This window comes from Streptomyces kronopolitis (genome assembly GCF_050953795.1).
GTDB lineage: Bacteria > Actinomycetota > Actinomycetes > Streptomycetales > Streptomycetaceae > Streptomyces > Streptomyces kronopolitis_A.
On record NZ_CP191850.1, the window covers coordinates 3,394,979 to 3,410,838 of the forward strand.

At 70.9% G+C, this 15,860-nt stretch carries 23 protein-coding genes and 1 tRNA gene; 4 read left to right on the top strand and 20 right to left on the bottom strand.

Annotated elements, in window-relative coordinates:
* Positions 1–81: 81 nt before the first annotated feature.
* The 18 genes from ACQP17_RS14850 to ACQP17_RS14935 form a co-directional block, all read right to left on the bottom strand.
* Entirely contained in the window at positions 82–432 is a 351-nt protein-coding gene (locus ACQP17_RS14850) for a hypothetical protein (protein WP_433856731.1), read from the bottom strand.
* Positions 429–668 carry a helix-turn-helix domain-containing protein gene (locus ACQP17_RS14855; RefSeq protein WP_433856732.1) on the bottom strand — a complete coding sequence of 80 codons (240 nt, stop codon included), beginning with the start codon at positions 666–668 and terminating at the stop codon, positions 429–431. The genes ACQP17_RS14850 and ACQP17_RS14855 overlap by 4 nt, the downstream gene beginning before the upstream one ends.
* Entirely contained in the window at positions 665–1,111 is a 447-nt protein-coding gene (locus tag ACQP17_RS14860) for a hypothetical protein (RefSeq protein ID WP_433856733.1), read from the bottom strand. The genes ACQP17_RS14855 and ACQP17_RS14860 overlap by 4 nt, the downstream gene beginning before the upstream one ends.
* 2 nt (positions 1,112–1,113) lie before the next feature.
* Positions 1,114–1,353, bottom strand: coding sequence for a hypothetical protein (locus tag ACQP17_RS14865; protein WP_433856734.1), 240 nt, complete (start codon positions 1,351–1,353; stop codon positions 1,114–1,116).
* Positions 1,334–1,675, bottom strand: a complete 342-nt coding sequence (locus ACQP17_RS14870; protein ID WP_433856735.1) for a WhiB family transcriptional regulator — start codon at positions 1,673–1,675, stop codon at positions 1,334–1,336. Before ACQP17_RS14870 ends, ACQP17_RS14865 begins: the two co-directional genes overlap by 20 nt.
* A 269-nt stretch (positions 1,676–1,944) precedes the next feature.
* On the bottom strand, positions 1,945–2,166 hold the full coding sequence (locus ACQP17_RS14875) for a helix-turn-helix domain-containing protein (protein ID WP_433859910.1): 222 nt from the start codon (positions 2,164–2,166) through the stop codon (positions 1,945–1,947).
* Positions 2,166–2,525, bottom strand: coding sequence for a hypothetical protein (locus tag ACQP17_RS14880; RefSeq protein ID WP_433856736.1), 360 nt, complete (start codon positions 2,523–2,525; stop codon positions 2,166–2,168). The genes ACQP17_RS14875 and ACQP17_RS14880 overlap by 1 nt, the downstream gene beginning before the upstream one ends.
* Positions 2,522–3,061 carry a RusA family crossover junction endodeoxyribonuclease gene (locus tag ACQP17_RS14885; protein ID WP_433856737.1) on the bottom strand — a complete coding sequence of 180 codons (540 nt, stop codon included), beginning with the start codon at positions 3,059–3,061 and terminating at the stop codon, positions 2,522–2,524. The genes ACQP17_RS14880 and ACQP17_RS14885 overlap by 4 nt, the downstream gene beginning before the upstream one ends.
* Positions 3,058–3,738, bottom strand: a complete 681-nt coding sequence (locus tag ACQP17_RS14890) for a hypothetical protein (protein WP_433856738.1) — start codon at positions 3,736–3,738, stop codon at positions 3,058–3,060. The genes ACQP17_RS14885 and ACQP17_RS14890 overlap by 4 nt, the downstream gene beginning before the upstream one ends.
* On the bottom strand, positions 3,731–3,985 hold the full coding sequence (locus ACQP17_RS14895) for a hypothetical protein (RefSeq protein WP_433856739.1): 255 nt from the start codon (positions 3,983–3,985) through the stop codon (positions 3,731–3,733). The genes ACQP17_RS14890 and ACQP17_RS14895 overlap by 8 nt, the downstream gene beginning before the upstream one ends.
* On the bottom strand, positions 3,978–4,709 hold the full coding sequence (locus ACQP17_RS14900) for an exonuclease domain-containing protein (RefSeq protein ID WP_433856740.1): 732 nt from the start codon (positions 4,707–4,709) through the stop codon (positions 3,978–3,980). Before ACQP17_RS14900 ends, ACQP17_RS14895 begins: the two co-directional genes overlap by 8 nt.
* Positions 4,706–5,713, bottom strand: coding sequence for a recombinase RecT (locus ACQP17_RS14905; protein WP_433856741.1), 1,008 nt, complete (start codon positions 5,711–5,713; stop codon positions 4,706–4,708). Before ACQP17_RS14905 ends, ACQP17_RS14900 begins: the two co-directional genes overlap by 4 nt.
* A gap of 2 nt (positions 5,714–5,715) precedes the next feature.
* Positions 5,716–6,765: a YqaJ viral recombinase family protein gene (locus tag ACQP17_RS14910; protein WP_433856742.1), complete on the bottom strand. Its 1,050-nt coding sequence runs from the start codon at positions 6,763–6,765 to the stop codon at positions 5,716–5,718.
* Positions 6,762–7,001: a hypothetical protein gene (locus ACQP17_RS14915; RefSeq protein ID WP_433856743.1), complete on the bottom strand. Its 240-nt coding sequence runs from the start codon at positions 6,999–7,001 to the stop codon at positions 6,762–6,764. Before ACQP17_RS14915 ends, ACQP17_RS14910 begins: the two co-directional genes overlap by 4 nt.
* The gene (locus tag ACQP17_RS14920; protein WP_433856744.1) at positions 6,994–7,857 is read right to left on the bottom strand and encodes a hypothetical protein; all 864 of its coding nucleotides are present in this window, start codon (positions 7,855–7,857) and stop codon (positions 6,994–6,996) included. The genes ACQP17_RS14915 and ACQP17_RS14920 overlap by 8 nt, the downstream gene beginning before the upstream one ends.
* Positions 7,857–8,000: a hypothetical protein gene (locus ACQP17_RS14925; RefSeq protein WP_433856745.1), complete on the bottom strand. Its 144-nt coding sequence runs from the start codon at positions 7,998–8,000 to the stop codon at positions 7,857–7,859. Before ACQP17_RS14925 ends, ACQP17_RS14920 begins: the two co-directional genes overlap by 1 nt.
* Positions 8,001–8,087: 87 nt before the next feature.
* Positions 8,088–8,378 (bottom strand): hypothetical protein, encoded by a 291-nt coding sequence (locus tag ACQP17_RS14930; protein ID WP_433856746.1) that lies wholly within the window; start codon positions 8,376–8,378, stop codon positions 8,088–8,090.
* Positions 8,375–8,650, bottom strand: a complete 276-nt coding sequence (locus tag ACQP17_RS14935) for a helix-turn-helix domain-containing protein (RefSeq protein WP_433856747.1) — start codon at positions 8,648–8,650, stop codon at positions 8,375–8,377. Before ACQP17_RS14935 ends, ACQP17_RS14930 begins: the two co-directional genes overlap by 4 nt.
* 306 nt (positions 8,651–8,956) lie before the next feature.
* Between ACQP17_RS14935 and ACQP17_RS14940 the strand changes: the two genes are divergently transcribed.
* The gene (locus ACQP17_RS14940; RefSeq protein ID WP_433856748.1) at positions 8,957–9,379 is read left to right on the top strand and encodes a helix-turn-helix domain-containing protein; all 423 of its coding nucleotides are present in this window, start codon (positions 8,957–8,959) and stop codon (positions 9,377–9,379) included.
* 217 nt (positions 9,380–9,596) lie between these two features.
* Positions 9,597–9,959, top strand: a complete 363-nt coding sequence (locus ACQP17_RS14945) for a hypothetical protein (RefSeq protein ID WP_433856749.1) — start codon at positions 9,597–9,599, stop codon at positions 9,957–9,959.
* A gap of 4 nt (positions 9,960–9,963) precedes the next feature.
* Here ACQP17_RS14945 and ACQP17_RS14950 read toward each other — a convergent pair whose 3' ends face one another.
* Together ACQP17_RS14950 and ACQP17_RS14955 are read right to left on the bottom strand one after the other, a co-directional pair.
* The gene (locus tag ACQP17_RS14950; protein WP_433856750.1) at positions 9,964–11,769 is read right to left on the bottom strand and encodes a tyrosine-type recombinase/integrase; all 1,806 of its coding nucleotides are present in this window, start codon (positions 11,767–11,769) and stop codon (positions 9,964–9,966) included.
* Positions 11,770–11,868: 99 nt separating this feature from the next.
* Positions 11,869–11,953 (bottom strand) — tRNA-Leu (locus tag ACQP17_RS14955).
* A gap of 470 nt (positions 11,954–12,423) precedes the next feature.
* Between ACQP17_RS14955 and ACQP17_RS14960 the strand changes: the two genes are divergently transcribed.
* Positions 12,424–13,206 carry an ABC transporter ATP-binding protein gene (locus tag ACQP17_RS14960; protein ID WP_433856751.1) on the top strand — a complete coding sequence of 261 codons (783 nt, stop codon included), beginning with the start codon at positions 12,424–12,426 and terminating at the stop codon, positions 13,204–13,206.
* A 49-nt stretch (positions 13,207–13,255) separates the two neighbouring features.
* On the top strand, positions 13,256–15,820 hold the full coding sequence (locus ACQP17_RS14965; RefSeq protein WP_433856752.1) for an ABC transporter permease: 2,565 nt from the start codon (positions 13,256–13,258) through the stop codon (positions 15,818–15,820).
* The last annotated feature ends 40 nt before the right edge of the window (positions 15,821–15,860 follow it).

A 15,860-nucleotide genomic window follows, 5' to 3' on the forward strand; every position in this document is an offset into this window, starting at 1 on the left:
GGCTTCTCCTCTTGTATCGGCGGGAGTTGGGGCCACGCCGTCCCGCAACAGCGGGGACGGCGCGGCCAGGGAGCGCCGCGGTCAGTCGCACAGGTCGACGTCGACGCCGTGCCGGGGCTTGTGCTTCTTCGTGGGCGCCGTGGTGGGCGTGGGGCCGGTCGCCTGCGGTGTCGGGGTCTTCGCCACGCCGGGGCGCGACGGTGCCGCCGTCTTCGCCGGCTGTGCAGGCACGACCGGCTTGACCGGCTTGACCGGCTTGGACGTCGCCGGGGCCTGGGCGGCGGCCAGCGCGAACCAGCCGCACGGCCCGCCGCCGCTGTCGCCCTCTCCGCTGTCGTCGACCGCGTCGACCACCAGGGCCGCGACGAGCAGTAGCACGAGCACGATCCCGACCGTCACCGCCGTGCGCACAGCACGGTCCGCGCCGTTCACGGGCGGGTCTTCCGGCCGCCCCGGCGGGACCGCAGCGTGACGCCCGCTTCGAGGAGCAGCACCCGCGTCAGCCCGTACGACAGGCCGTACTCGGCCAGCAGCTCCCGGATCGAGGCGCCCGCGTCGTACTTCTTCTTGAGGGTCTTCCGCATCGCCTCGCGGTCGTCGCCCCGCAGCCGGGGCCTGTACTCGGTGTCCTGGCGCGTCTTGCGCTGCACCGTCGGGTCGGTGGTCATCCTTCATCCCTCTCGTGTTGATCCTTCTGTGCGGCGCGGGCATTGAGGCCGGCCGCGTAGGTCACCAGCTCCCGCAGGGAGCCCGACCGTTCACACCGAGCCGCCCGGCAGGCAGCCACGACCAGGGCGGTGACCGCGTCCTGGTCGCCGTTGGCGTGAGCGGTCACCAGCCGGGCGGCGAACAACCGCTCCGGCTGCCCCTCGGCATCGCCGAGGTCGTCCAGCACCCACGCCTCGCCCTGGGCCGCGTTGGGCGGCCCGTACAGGGCGAGCAGGGCACGTACCGCGGTGCACGCGAACTCCTGGCACGCGGAGAGCACGTCGAGCAGGTCGCCGCGTGCGGTGAGTTCACCGACCGTCGCAGCGACGTCGTCGACGTCCCCGGCGCGGGCGGCGTCACCGGCCTCCCGCACCAGGTGAGTCAGCAGACCCGGGCTCAGCACGGCTACAGCTCTCCCTGCGTCCGGTACGTGGCTGCCGCGTCCTGCTGCTGCTCGACCAACGCGGACTCGGCGCACACCTTGTGCGCCGGGGACCGCTGCGAGTCCCGCAGGTTCGTCGGCTGCCCGCAGTAGCGGCACGGCTTCGCCTGCTGGTGCCAGTGCTCGGACGAGGACCACACCAGCAACCCGTCCGCAGGCAGCGTCGGTTGCGGCGCCGATGGCTTACGCTGCCGCGCCGGCACGGGCCTGCTCCTCGCGTTCCCTGCGGCGCCGCCGCTCGGCTTCCAGGCGGGCCTGGCGGATCATCTCGGCGCGCTCGTTCTCGTCGAGACCGCCCCACACGCCGTGGTCCTCGCGGAACGTCAGGGCGTGCGCGAGGCATTGGCCGCGCACCGGGCACCGGTCGCAGAACGTCTTGGCGTACTGCACGTCAATCTCGATCGGTGTTCCGGTCGTGCCCGCCGGGAAGAACACGGCGGTCTTCTCGCCCGCACAGGCGGCGTCCTGGGTCCAGTGACGCGGGCGGGGAAGGTTGTCAGGGGCGTAGCGGCTCGGTCGCGCCATCGTCAGCAGCTCCTTACTCATCGTGCGGTGTCCGGACACGTCCGTGCGCGTGTCCGGCCAGGTCACCCCCCTTGTGCGTGATGCCAGCCCCCGTATGTCCGGCTCGTTGTCCGCCTCGTGTCCCGGACGTGTCCGGCGCCTGCGGCGCGAGGACCGGCGAAGGCCCCGGCCGAGGGAGCCGGCGCCGAGGAGCACCGGCCCCCACACGTCGGCGGTGCGCACCATCGCGTCGACGGCCGCCCCGTACGTCAGGAGAAGTTCGAGCCACATCACGCGCCTCCGCCCTCCGCTTCACGCCAGCGGGTCACGGTCCGGTCGGCGATCCCGAGGCGTTCGGCGATCACGGCCGCCGACATGCCCGCCTCGGTCATCTCCCGGCACGCGTACCGCTGTTCGTCCTCGGTGAGCTCAGGGCACAGTCCCCAGCTCCGCACGGCCCGCTCGACCGCAATCAGGTCGATGCCGCGGTGCCACGTCGAGCCGGGAAACATCACGCGAGCCCTCCCTCGCGCATGACGCGGTCGGCGAGGTGCCCACCAGCGACGCAGCACGGGTAACTGCACGTCGGCCGCACGTTGCCCTCCGGGGCACGGCCGTGATGCCAGCGGAACGACAGCCGGTACGCGGTGTCGACCTGGCTCTGGTGCGCGACGACCGGCGTCCCCCGGGCGCCGGTCGCGCCGGTCCAGTGCAGGTGACCGCCCTCGACCTCGATCGTCTGGGCGGCGAACATCTCCTCCAGCGACCCGTAGCGCTTCCGGGGCGTCGGCGTGTGCACTGGAGTCGCCGGCGTGCCCGGCCTCACCGAGTCCGAAGCCGCGTCGAGCGCTGCCGTGTCCTCACCGGTCATGGCGTCACCTCGCCGTCCAGCTCGGCCCGGTACAGGCGGATGACCGCGCCCTGCACGTCCAGGACGTCGGAGATCGCCCCGTGATCGGTGACGTACCGCTTCTCCAGCCGCCGGTAGCCGACCAGCAGCGCATCGTCCTTGTATCCGCCGGCCGTCGTGATGGCGTCCTCCGTCGACCTCGCGAGCTTCGACAGGTCGGGCATCACGGCGGGGCGGGCCGGGGCGGACGGCTTGAGGATCCCGGCGTTCCGGCCGGTCCCGTAGTGGCTCTTGGGCCGGTTGAAGGAGAACACCATGCTGGCTTCCAGCGCCTCGTCCAGCGGGCGCCAACCGCGGTGCCGGGCGATCTTCTGACGCATCGCCCACACCACGGCCTCGCGCCACGGCTTGACGTGGATGGACGACTCCACCATCCGGCCGTTGCCCTTGTGGCTCTTCGAGCCCTGCGGCGCCGGGAGCCCGTACACCGTCACCGTCAGCACCGGCCGGGATCCGGGCGGCGCGTCCTCCTCGAGCACGCTCAGCTCGGCCGTCACGACTCGTCGCCCATCCAGCCGTCGGGCAGCTCGTCGGTCTCGCTGAACCCGGTCAGCACCAGCCGGTCGGCGTCTTCCGCGTGACAGTTCGCCTCAGCGGCCAGCCACCGGTCGGGCAGCGTCTCCGCGTCCAAGCCGGTGTCGCTGGTCACCTGGTCCAGGAGGACTGTCACCGGCTCGTCCTCCCGCCACGCGCCGACCTCGACGCGCGCCGTACGCGAGCGCGGGTCGACGTCGACGACGTGCACGGCCGCCGGGGCGCGCACGTCGTCACGGGCCGCCAGGTACGTGCGGCCCAGCTCGGTGACCGCCGGACGCAGGTCGATGAGCTGCGCCAGGCCCCGAACCTTCAAACCGGGGAACAGCGCGCCGTCGTCGTCGACGTCGCGGCCGTCGGCCAGGGCGCGCAGCAGCTCCTCGGCGGCAGTGTCCACGGGCTTCTCGCAGGCGAGGCGCGTCGCCCGCACCTGCGCGGCCCGCCACGCCGCGGTGCGCTTCGTCGTCTCCGCCGAGCACGGGCAGCCGAACACCGTCTCGCGGTGCTCGTGCGGGGTGAACCCGCAGCACCGCATCACGCTGTTCCGGCCCCGCTCGCACAGATCGGCCGTGCAGCATGCGCAGCGCGGGCAGTCCTCTTGCCGTGGGCGGACGTACTCCGGTCCGAACGGTTCATCCATCGTCGTTGTCCTTCGTCGTCGTGGTCTTGCACACCCGGCAGTGGCGGACGCCTCCGGCGTCGAAGCTGTGCGGGGTGTCCCGTCCTTCGGCCGGGCAGTGCGCCCAGCGCGGTTGGGTCTCGAAGCCGACCGGGCGCGGACCGAGGCGGTGCCGGCCAGTCGGCGGTGGCCACGCACGGGCAGCCGCCGCGAGCGTTCCGCCACCGGCAGCGATGGCGGCCAGGCCGTACAGGACGTGCTCACTCACCGGCCCACACCCCCGACCGCATCGGCGGGATCAGCGGCCAGTCCGTACGGACGGTCGCCGCCCGGTGCTCCTTGCCGGGCGTGGAAGCGAAGTGCTCGCGCAAGCTCTCCTGCTGATCGGCCGCCCAACTCGCCTGCTGCTCGTGCAGCTCGTCCAGCGGGACGCGCGTCAGCCACCGGTGACGATTGGCGATCTTCCACGTCACGCCGCACGCGGCGAGCGCGTCGGCGCTGGAGTCGTGCGCGGCGTCGAGCGGCACGACGTAGTGGCGGCACAGGTCTTCCAGCCGGCGCCCGCCCGGGCGGTACCGGTCGACGCGCTTGTCGAGCACCTTCGGGTCGAGGACGAGCGGCACGGACCGGGCGAACAGGCCCCGCACGTGGTGCCGTTCGGCTTCGGCCTCCAGCATCGTCAGGTCGAACGGGGCGTTCATCACGACCAGCGGCAACCCCTCGTCGACGAGCGCGGCAACGGCGTCGACGACTTCGGCGACCACGCCCCCGGCCGGGCGGCCCGCAGTGCGGGCCGCCTCGGTCGTGAAGCCGTGCACTGCCGTCGCCCCGGCCTGGATGGGCACGCCGGGATCGGCGATCCACGAACGCGTCTCGGTGGGCCGGCCGCCGCCGTAGCGAACGACGGCGGCCGTCACGATCCGGTCGTCCTCGGGGGCTGTCCCCGTGGTCTCCAGATCGAGCCCAGCGAGCGGCTTCCGGTGCCATGTCACCGGCGGCGCCCCTTCCCGCCGCGGCGGGCCCTGCGACTGCCGGGCCGCTTCGGCTGCACTCGCTTACGGGGCAGCGTCGCGACCCGCTGCGGCTCCTGCGAGCCCTCAGCCGCCGCGTGGGCCGCCTTGGCGTCGGCGAGCGCCTGAGCGTCCTCGTCCGGCGCGTGGAGCACCTGCGCCTGCCCGGCGTCGCCGGCGTCGTCGGCCCTGGAGAGCTGCACCAGCTCGGCGGACATGGGCACGACCTTGTGCAGGCGCCGCAGAGTCGACTTCGACCACATCGCGTCGAAGTCCGTGTGCCAGAACGAATCGTTCTTCCCGGACTGCTGCGCCCGCTGGTACGCCTGGCTGTACTCGTCGCGGATGTCCTCGGCGTCCTCGCGGGTCAGGATGACCACCTGCGAGCGGGCACCGCCGGTCATCCAGCAGAACGCGTACGCCAGGATCGGCTTGCCGCGCTCCTCGCGGGACAGCTCCAGTGCCGGTCGGTGCGTGAAGTCCAGCGGCGCCGGGGCGGTCGGCTCGTAGTTCCACTCGTCCCCGGCGTGGATCATCCCGACGTGCACCGAGCCGACGCGGCCGGAGCGGTACATCAGGTCGACGTAGCCCTGGTACATCGGCACGAACACCGCGAGCTTGCCCTCGCGCCGGATGATGGCGTGCCGCCCGTTCGGGATCAGCCCGAACCTGGCGCACGTCAGCAGGGCTTGCAGCAGGCTGGCGGGGGTGCAGGAGGCCAGGCCGGGCAGGATCGCCCGCACGGCCGCGAAGAACGCCCCGTTGTCGACGTGGGACGGCAGGGCCTTCGTGAAGTGCTTGCCGTACCGCTCCAGCCACGTCAGGACGGCGTCGCTGGTCTCCCCGCCGTCCTGCTGCCCTGCGGCGTGCAGCTCCTCGGCGGTGCCGCCGTCGACGGTCTCGGCCGCTCTCACCGGCTGCGGCTTCTTCGGCTCCCCGGTCTGGACGGCGCAGCGGACGCGGTCCTTCAACGTGCTCGGTGTCATGGTCAGACTCCCTTCGCGGGCACGCGCAGGACGCGGGCGCGGTACTCGTCGTAGGTCTCGGGGTGGTCGGCCTTGAGTCGGTCGGTGTCGATGGCCTCGACCGTGTGCGTGTACTCGGCGGCCAGTTCGGGGTGCGCCTCGCGGAACTTCTTCGACGCGAAGGTGCCGTTCGCCTTCCACGACCAGGCCGGCTTGCCGCCTGCCTGGGCGAGCTCGTTCTCGCCGGTCATGAGACGCATCTCGTTCTCGACGGTGCGCAGGTCGCTGGCGAGCGCCTTCTCCTGCTCCTTGAGGTCGGCCCGTCGGGCGCGCAGCGCCTTCGCCTTGGCGATGTCGACCTCGGCGATCGTCTCGGCCTTGACGGACCACAGCTTGGCCAGCAGGTTGGTCGTCGCCTCGTAGCCGTCGGCGGGGGGCTCGAAGCCCTCGACGACGTGCCGCTGGTACCAACTGCCGCAGTAGTCGACGAGGTAGCCGACCATCTCCTCGTCGCGCTCCAGGCGGGACCAGCGGACCGTGTTGCCGCCGACGAGCGCGGCCACGTACCCGTGCGACCAGCCGCCGACCGCCATGTACCAGTGGCATTGGATCGCCGGGGCGTCCGGGATCTTCCCGTCCTCCCAGTCGTCGATCTGGTACGCGCTGCGGTTCTTGCACTCCAGCGGCCCGGCCACCTGGCCGGCCTCGTCGAGGGCGTACCGGTCGACGTTGGCGAGCATCCACGACTGGTCGAGGTTCACGAGCGTGCCGGGCGGCATCGTGACCGGGATGCCGGACCGCTTCGTGAACATGCGGGCAATGAACCCCTCGATCTCCGTGCCGATCTCGGCGGCTTCCGAGTTCACCTCGTCGGGGCGGCCGTGCTTGGCCTCGAAGACGTGGCGCGGGCTCGTGTACTTGCCTCCGCCGAGTCCGAGGATGGCGGCGACATCGCTGCCGCCGATCCCCGCCCGGCGGGTGGCCTCCCACTCCTCGCGGGATGCGTCGGCGGGCAGCAGCAGCCGGGCCGTGGGCGCGTCGGTGCGGGCGGCGGGTTCGATGGTCGTGGTCACGCGCGGTCCTTCCGGGAGGTGTTGAGGCGGCGGGCGCCGGCCAGGGCTTCGATCTCGGCGGCGAGCCGGACCGGGTCGTCGGGGGTCCACGCCGCGGTGGCCAGGTCCGCGCCCTCTTCCAAGGCCGCGGCGGTCTCGCCGAGCACGGTCAGGAAGCGTTCGGGGGCGGTGCTTTCAGCGACCCGCATCCACGCCACGTCGGCGGGGCTGCGCAGGTCGCGAGGCAGGTCACGCAACGGAGGTCACCTCTCGTCGGCAGGCCGGGCAGCGAAGGCCGACAAACTCCCCGTCGCGGGCTCGGTAGTTGATGCGCCCGTTGTCGCAACCGGTGCACGCGGCACGGGCGGCGGCCAGCTCGGGCAGGTACCGGGCGGCGTCGCGGAGCGTCATGCGCGTCTCGCGGGCGGCCCGCTCCTCCTCGACGCGGCGCCCGGCCTCGTCGTAGCCGCCCAGCTCCAGGAACCGGGAGGCGTCGCGGGCACTCGCGGAGCGCAGGACAAGCGCGAGGGCGTTCAGCAGGGCAACCGGCTCGTCGTACTCGCGGTCGCCGACCGTGTCGAGGTCGACGTGATCGCGCACGGCGTCCATGGCGAGCTGCCGGTCACGCCGGAACTCGGCCAGGACCGCCGCATACGTGTCGACGTGACCGCACTGGTTGGTCCACTTGTGGGCCGTGTACCAGTCGCCGTCTTCGTGGAAGCGGTACGGAACGGCAGAGCCGCGGGGGCCGCCGCAGCACGGGCACTCGGCCGACACGATGACCGGCGTGATCCGCACGCCCTCGTAGCCGCTGCCGGTGCCCCGGTCGCACACCCGGTACGTCATGGCCGTCGGCCGCGGTTCGGGCTTGGGCAGGCCGGCCGTGTAGCGGACCCACACCGCCGTGCCGTTGTCGTGGCGGGCGTCGTACGCCTCGAACGTGCCGGGCGGCCCGTACGCGGGCATCCGCTCGGCGCGGGGGATGCGCCGAGCGGCGCCCCGGCCCGCGTCGGTCGACGCGTAGACGCCGGCGAGGACCCAGCCGCCACGTGCGGCGTGCGCCGCGCGGACGACGTCTGCGTGCCTGGGCAGCGTGCGCCTGGTGCTGGTCATCAGCGGCCACCGCCGCTCTGGACGGTCCGCGGCCGGGGGATCGCCGACAGGGCGAGCCGCACGAGACGGTTCGCGGGGTGCCGCAGCCGGGCGCAGTGCGGACAGGTCCGCGAGCTGTGCGGGCGGCTAGGGTTGCTGGTCAAGGTTCCTCGATTCGTCGTGGTTGAGGCGCCTGGTGATCCGGGGGCGGTGTGCGGCCCTGCATGGCCCGCCGCCCCGGGGTCGCCGTCCTAGGAGGCGACGCGCTGACGTCGCACCCCGGAGGGGCGCAGCGCCGTCAGTTCGGGCGTGGGGGTGATCTGCTCCGGCTCGTCGAACAGGCCGGGCGGGATGACGGTGAACATCCGCTGGATCAAAGCGAGTTCGCACTCGCAGAACGACGGCTCTTGGCCGATCTTCTGGTGCGGCAGCTTCTTAATGTTGTCCTCAAGGAACCGGCGCTTGCACTTCAACTTCTCGGCGGCCTCGTCGTAGTCGAAGTTCCGCACGCTGGTGCAGCGGCAGTAGCCCCGGCCGGTCATGCGGGAACCTTCTCGCCGCAGTCACGCGGGGCGGACAACGTGGCGACCGGGCGCGGGACGCGGCCGGTCACCAGGTCGTCGAGGTCGATGCCGTACGCGTCGGCGATCGCGAACAGCGTCGCCACGGTCGGCACGGTGCGGCCCGCGACGAGCCGCGAGATCGTCGACTCGCGTACGCCCGCACGCTGGGCGATGGCGTAGTGCGTGGTGTCGCCGACCGCTTCCGCCTTCGTGGTCAGCACGTCCGCACGGAAGCGGAGTGTCGTGGCCATTGGAGCCCTCCCAATCGGTCATGCATGCCTGCACGTCGTGCATGCATGCACAGCCTAGATCACACGCGTGCACGCATGCAAGCGATCCACTAGGGGGCATCCGGGTGCGATTTTTAGGACCACCTAAGCGGACATACACCCGCCCCTGCCTGCGCGTACTTCTGATCTGCGGCCCGACCAGGGAACATGCACGCATGCACGCAGTTTTCACCGGCATGCTTGCGCGCTAGCCTCCAGGGCATGCGGAGCATGGAGACCAACCCAGCCGGATCAGGGGAAGCCCCTGTCCGACGATTCGGAGAGGTCGTGTCCGAGTTCGCCAAGCAAGCCGGATACGACCTAAAAAGCGGGGCAGGAGGCCGAAGCGCCCTCGCCCGCGACATCGGCAGCATGAGCGCGTCCGCCGTCAGCCGCATGCTCGACGGCAAGACCCTGCCCATGCCGCACCAGTACGAGGGCATCGCCCGTGCGGTGAAGACTGACGTGCGTACGCTTCTGGTCACGGCTGGAGTTATTTCAGCCAATAGTTGGCCAAAAGATGTCACCACGGATGTACGCTCAGCTACTCCACAGTCACCGAACACTTCCCCAGAGGAAGCAGCAGATGCCTGGGGCATCACCGATCCAGGTATTCGCAGCATGCTCATCGGCAGCATCGAGCAGGCCATCCGCCTACAAGACGAGGCCGACAGCAGACGCCCACGGGGGAGGGCGACAGCAAGGGAGTAGCACCGGAATGGCATACAGGACCGCCATAGCCGCAGTGGGTGGGCTCGTCGCGGGAATCGTCATCACGTTGGCTGCGACCAGCGAAATGCCCGACGGTCCGCCCGGCGACCTTCTTGGCCCCATCGCGGTCCGTGCAGCACCCGCTACCTGCGCCTTGTTCATTGCGGGCGCAGCGGTGCGCAAATGGCTCAACCGCCACACCGAGAAGATTTGCAGCGTGATCGGGGAGGCCGTCCAGCAGCAAGAGACGGTCCCCCGCCAGGCCGGCCCGCACGGCGAACTGCCGAACCGTTCCTCCCCGCCCGACGCCGAGGAGATCAGCACCCTCGCCGTCGGCCTGGCCGTCCAGCTCCATTGCGCGGAGCAGAAGAACGACCGCCTCCAGGAAGACTTCGACGAACTCGCCGAGGACTACAACAGCCTTGTCATCGACACCCTCCAGCAGGGCGCCGACCGCTTCGAGAGCAAGACCCAAACAGAACCGGCCCGGCGCTGTGCTTCCGCGGAAGCAGCAACCGGGCCGGTCGCCTTCATCGGCCCCCAGCGCACAGCCGGGGGCATCAAGCCCCGTCGGACCTGACGGTCTACTCGACCGTCGTGTCCTTGGAGACCCCGCCGAGGAGAGCCGGATGCGCGGCACACGTCGCCAGCGCTTCCTCCCGGGCCGTCGCGAACGCGTCCCGGACCCTCGCCTGGTCCACCCCCCACGCCTCAGCCCTAGTCAGGGAAGCGGCACCGTCCTCGAACTGCACGCGTGTCACCGCGTCCTCGCCGGTGTAGCGCTCCTCCCACTCCCACAGCCACCGTGCGGCCACGCTTTCCACGTCGACGCCAGTGCGCAGCTCGGATCCGTCGGCGTTGTAGAGCGCCGATCCCCACCAGATCCGGGCGCGGTCGGGAAGGCCCTCCCGAACTCCCTTGAGCCCGTTGGTCTGTTGGCGACGCCACCAGTCCGCCGCCGTCGTCTCGACGCGGACCGTGTCGTCCGGGTGGTCGATCTGCCACTGGTCGGCGACCGCCTTCGCGTCGCTCCCCTTCCAGAACGCCTCGACGTGCCCGGAGAACTCGCCGTCGAAGTGGACGACGTGGACGCGGCTGCGGTCGCCCGTCACCACGTCCACCGCCAGGTCGTCGTCGAGCCGGCCACGGCCCAGCGACCTGTCGATGATGTCCATGGCCGCGTCGTCCGCCTCGGGCAGCAGGTGCCCGTACGTGTCCGACGTCGTCTTGATGGACTCGTGTCCCAACCGGCGCTGCACGTAGGTCAATCCGCGCCCCTCCGACAGCAGCACCGCCGCATGGCTGTGCCGCAGGTCGTGCGGCGTCGGCCGCTTCTGCCGCGTCAGGAGGCCCTGCTGCTTCGCCCGGCGCACCGCCCGCTGCCACCGGTCGTGGAACGTCGAGTAGTGCAGCCGCTGCGCCTGGTCGCCCGTGAAGTACAGCCGCTCGGGGTTCTCACGGTCGTCGCCGCCCAGCTCGTTCACGGCCTCCACGACGCCCCAGGACACCCGGACCGTGCGCCGGCTGCGCCGCGACTTCGGCGTGCCCACGTAGTAGCCGCCGTGCCCGTCCTTCTTCCACGCCCGCTTGACCCGGATCTTCGGCTCAGGGGTGTCCCAGCCGACCAGGCACTCAGGCGCCAAGCACGTCACCTCGGACCAGCGCATGCCGGTCCCGTACTTCACCCACGCGAGGAGCTGGTCACTGCGCCGCTCGAGACAGGAGATGACGCCCTCGACCTCGGCCGGCGTCAGGAACTCGATGTCCTCGCCGTCCTCGCCCCCGTCATCGTCCGCACGCGGCAGCCTGGTGCCCTCACACGGGTTGCGGGCACGCAGCGGCGGCTCCGCCCTTACGGCTTCCTCCAGGATGCTGCTCAGCAGCCCGTGCAGGTTGCGGATCGTCTTCGGCGACATCGGCCGCAGCTTGCCGGTGCCCGTCTTCGGCACCTGCCCGCGGTGGACCTTCGTCTGCTCCAACTGCCGTACCCACGCCCGCACCGTGTCCCGGTTGAAGTGCTCCAGGCTCCGGACGTCGCACTCGCCGAACGTCGGGTACACGTACCGCTCCAGGTCGCGTTCGCACGCGCGCCGGTAGTGCTCCTCGATGCCGGTCTTGTTCTCGATGATCCGGGCCGAGAACGCCCGAAAGCGGTACCGCTTTTCGTCGGGATCGGCAGCGGCCGGGTCGACGAATCCCTTGCCTTTGATCCACCCGGCCGGCCATTGCTGCCCGGCGTCATCAACCGCGTCGCTGAATACCTGCGCCGAAGGCTCGTCGTCGAATCGCTCGGATTGGGAGCCGCCGTCTCGCCGCCCGCCTGTGCGCCAGCGGACGCGGTAGCTGGTCACCTGCCCGGCCTTGTTCGTGAGCGCTTGCACGTATGCCATGCGCGCATGCTAGGGGTCGTGCACCAGCGGTGCACCAGAAATGGAAAACCTGACCCGCGAGAAGCTACCGTTCTCGCAGGTCAGGCCCCTTAAAGTCGGTGGTGCCCGGAACCGGACTTGAACCGGCACGGCCCGTAGGCCAGCGAGGTTTAAGCTCGCCGTGTCTGCATTCCACCATCCGGGCCTGGGATCCCCCATGCCACCTCAAAGAGGGCAGCACGAGCGTAGCCCGCAGCGCACGACACAGTTCGGCCGCTCTTCCCGAGGTTGTCTTATTTTATTGGCAACTGAGTGAGCATCAGCGCCCGGTACAGGCCTTCGGCACATGCCTGAAGCCCACTTGCACGGGGAAGCCCCCGGAAGCAAATTCATGCCCGAATTGACGGAAACTCGACGCCCCCTCGGCGCCCCCGTCGGGGCGCCGCTCCCGCGCCCCCGGCTGCTGCGGGTGCAGCAGCGGCATCGGGGACCGTCTCCTCCCCAGGGATGACCGCCGTGCGCACGGCTACGCCCCAGGGGTCGCCCAGGACGGTCACCAGGGTTGACGTCCCCGGGCGGCTTCCTGACCCACGATGGAAATGTCCGCTTCCGCTTCGCGGCAGGCGCCCTCGCGGGCACCGTGCCAGGCACCTCCACCGACAGGAGCTCGTTCCCGTGACCACCACCCACTCCGGCGTATCCCGCGCCCAGCACGCCACCGCGGTGGCTGCCCGCGCCACGGATCTCAGCAAGGTCTACGGACAGGGCGATACCCAGGTGGTCGCGCTGGACGCGGTCTCCGTCGACTTCCACCAGGCCCAGTTCACCGCGATCATGGGCCCGTCCGGGTCCGGCAAGTCGACGCTGATGCACTGCATGGCCGGGCTGGACGCGATATCCGGCGGCTCCGCCCGCATCGGCGACACCGAGCTGACCGGGCTGAAGGACAAGAAGCTCACCCAGCTCCGGCGCGACAAGATCGGCTTCGTCTTCCAGGCGTTCAACCTGCTGCCGACCCTGACCGCGCTGGAGAACATCACGCTGCCCATGGACATCGCGGGCCGTAAGCCGGACCACGCGTGGCTGAACCAGGTCGTGGAGACCGTCGGCCTCTCCGGCCGCCTCAAGCACCGCCCCAACCAGCTCTCCGGCGGCCAACAGCAGCGGGTCGCGGTCGCCCGGGCGCTGGCCTCCCGGCCCGAGATCATCTTCGCCGACGAGCCCACCGGAAACCTCGACTCGCGCTCCGGCGCCGAGGTGCTCGGCTTCCTGCGCAACTCGGTGCGCGAGCTGGGCCAGACCGTGGTCATGGTCACCCACGACCCGGTCGCCGCCTCCTACGCGAACCGCGTGGTCTTCCTCGCCGACGGAAAGATCGTCGACGAGATGCCCGATCCGACGGCCGACCTGGTGCTGGAGCGGATGAAGGGCTTCGACAGCAAGCGCCGCACGAGCTGACCCGCGGCCGCCGCCCGCACTCCGGACCTCTCCTCCAGGACTGAGCCCCATGTTCCGTACCGCCTTGCGCAATGTGCTCGCGCACAAGGCCCGGCTGCTGATGACCGTCCTCGCCGTGATGCTCGGCGTGGCCTTCGTGTCCGGCACCCTGGTCTACACCGACACCCTCTCCACCGCCTTCCGCAACAGCTCCCAGAAGAGCTATGACGACATCGACGTCGCCCTCACCCCCCAGGCGTCCGACACGGTCCCGGGCGTCCGGCCCGAGAACTCCCGGCTCGACGCCAAGCTGCTCGACACGGTGCGCCACGCCCCCGGCGCCGCCTCCGCCACCGGCATCGTCAACGGCCCCACCGGGATCGCCGACAAGAGCGGCAAGCTGATCGGCCAGAGCGGCGGCACCGGCGGCAACTACTCCCCCGGCAAGGACGGGAAGGACGCCCGCTATCCGATGAAGGAGGGCGCCGCCCCCACCCGCGGCGACCAGTTCGCGCTGGACCAGGACACCGCCGAGAAGGCCGGCTACCACATCGGTGACACCGTGCGGATGTCCGTCGACGGACCGGTCCGCGAGCAGAAGCTGACCGGCATCTTCACCACCGACGGCGGCCGGGGCATGTCCGGTGGCTCCCTCGCCCTGTTCGACACCAAGACAGCCCAGAAGCTGTTCGGGATGCCCGGCGCCTTCAGCGAGATCGACGTCAAGGCCGCGCCGGGCACGTCCCAGGCCGCGCTGAAGCAGTCGCTCGACAAGGCACTGCCCCGGGACAGCGTCACCCTCACCACCGGCAAGGAACTCGCCGACAACCAGGCCGAGGGCAACAAGAGCTCGACGAACCTCATGCGGACCGCCCTGCTGGCCTTCGCGGGTGTCTCCCTCTTCGTCGGCATCTTCATCATCGCCAACACCTTCACCATGCTGATCTCCCAGCGCACCAAGGAGCTGGCGCTGCTGCGGGCGGTCGGCGCGAGCCGCCGCCAGGTCACCCGCTCGGTGCTGCTCGAAGCGCTCGTGGTCGGCACGATCGCCGGTGCCTCGGGCATGGTCGCCGGCATCGGTATCGGCGCGGTGCTGCGCACGCTGGGAGGCAACGACGGCGCGGCCCTGCCCGACGGGCCGCTTCAGGTCACCGCCACCACGGTCCTGGTCTCGCTGGGTGTCGGTATCGCCGTGACGGTGCTGTCCGCCTGGCTGCCGGGCCGGCGGGCCGCGAAGATCCCGCCGGTCGCCGCGATGAACAGCGTGCACGCCGCGGCCACCACCAAGTCGCTGGTGGTCCGCAACACCATCGGCGCGCTCTTCGCCGGCGGCGGTACGGCCGCGGTCCTGGTCGCCATCTCCCTGGACGACGGCAAGAACACCAGCCGGTACATGATGGGCCTCGGCGGGATGCTGCTGCTGGTCGGCGTGTTCGTGCTGACGCCGCTGCTGTCCCGTCCGCTGATCGCGCTGGGCGGGCCGGTGCTGCGCGGCTTCGGTATCTCCGGCCGCCTCGCCCGGCAGAACGCCCTGCGCAATCCGCGCCGTACGGCCGCCACGGCCTCGGCGCTGATGATCGGCCTGACGCTCATCACCGGGATGACGGTGATCGCGAAGGGCGTCGAGACGGGCATCAACAACGTGGCCGCCTCCTCGCTGAAGGCCGACTACTCCATCGCCATGAGCGGCGAGGGACAGCCGCTGCCGTCCACCGCGGAGAAGGCGGTCAAGGGCGCGGCGGGGGTGTCCGCGATCAGTCCGATGCGCAAGGACATGGTCCGGGTCGGCGCGGATGCGGCGGGCGGCAAGGGCGCGGCCGAGGCCATCGGCGTCGACGGGAAGACGTTCGGCTCGCTCGGCAACCTCGACTTCACCAAGGGATCGCTGGGCAGCCTGCACGGCGACCGGGTCGTCGTGGACAGCAGGACCGCCCAGGACCACGGTCTGCGGACCGGCTCGCGCTTCCCCGTGACGTTCCCCGACGGCAAGAAGACCGACCTGACCGTCTCGGGCGTCTACAACGGCAACAACCTCTTCAACGGCGTCATCCTCGACAAGGACACCCTGGCGCCGCACCAAAAGCGCATCACCACCCAGCAGCTGCTGGTCAGCATGGACGGCGGCGCCACCGACGCGCACAAGAACGAGCTGGTCAAGGCGCTCGGCAAGAATCCGGCCCTGACCGTCTCGGACAAGCAGGACATCGCCGACTCCGTCTCCAAGCTGTTCACCATCCTGCTGAACATGCTCTACGGCCTGCTGGGCATGGCGGTGGTCGTCGCGGTGCTCGGGGTCGTCAACACCCTGGCGATGTCGGTCTTCGAACGCGCGCAGGAGATCGGCATGCTGCGGGCGATCGGCCTGGACCGGCGCGGCATCAAGCGGATGGTGCGGCTGGAGTCGCTGATCATCTCGCTCTTCGGCGGGGTGCTCGGTATCGGGCTGGGGGTGTTCCTCGGATGGGCCGTCGGCAAGCTGATCGAGGGTGGCCTACCCACCTACGAACTGGTGCTGCCGTGGGGCGAGCTGGGCATCTTCCTGGGCCTGGCCGGCGTGGTCGGCGCGCTGGCGGCCCTGTGGCCGGCGCTCCGCGCGGCGCGGATGAACATGCTGGAGGCCATCAAGGCCGAATAGCCGGCCCGGCCTCCCGGTCCGCCCGCCCGCTCCCTTCCCG

What these genes read in the sequence shown, in the direction of transcription:
- ACQP17_RS14855 (WP_433856732.1), bottom strand. Translation starts at nt 668, where the DNA reads ATGACCACCGACCCGACGGTGCAGCGCAAGACGCGCCAGGACACCGAG.
- ACQP17_RS14870 (WP_433856735.1), bottom strand. Translation starts at nt 1,675, where the DNA reads ATGGCGCGACCGAGCCGCTACGCCCCTGACAACCTTCCCCGCCCGCGT.
- ACQP17_RS14875 (WP_433859910.1), bottom strand. Translation starts at nt 2,166, where the DNA reads ATGTTTCCCGGCTCGACGTGGCACCGCGGCATCGACCTGATTGCGGTC.
- ACQP17_RS14880 (WP_433856736.1), bottom strand. Translation starts at nt 2,525, where the DNA reads ATGACCGGTGAGGACACGGCAGCGCTCGACGCGGCTTCGGACTCGGTG.
- ACQP17_RS14890 (WP_433856738.1), bottom strand. Translation starts at nt 3,738, where the DNA reads ATGGATGAACCGTTCGGACCGGAGTACGTCCGCCCACGGCAAGAGGAC.
- ACQP17_RS14905 (WP_433856741.1), bottom strand. Translation starts at nt 5,713, where the DNA reads ATGACACCGAGCACGTTGAAGGACCGCGTCCGCTGCGCCGTCCAGACC.
- ACQP17_RS14920 (WP_433856744.1), bottom strand. Translation starts at nt 7,857, where the DNA reads ATGACCAGCACCAGGCGCACGCTGCCCAGGCACGCAGACGTCGTCCGC.
- ACQP17_RS14930 (WP_433856746.1), bottom strand. Translation starts at nt 8,378, where the DNA reads ATGACCGGCCGGGGCTACTGCCGCTGCACCAGCGTGCGGAACTTCGAC.
- ACQP17_RS14935 (WP_433856747.1), bottom strand. Translation starts at nt 8,650, where the DNA reads ATGGCCACGACACTCCGCTTCCGTGCGGACGTGCTGACCACGAAGGCG.
- ACQP17_RS14950 (WP_433856750.1), bottom strand. Translation starts at nt 11,769, where the DNA reads ATGGCATACGTGCAAGCGCTCACGAACAAGGCCGGGCAGGTGACCAGC.
- ACQP17_RS14965 (WP_433856752.1), top strand. Translation starts at nt 13,256, where the DNA reads ATGTTCCGTACCGCCTTGCGCAATGTGCTCGCGCACAAGGCCCGGCTG.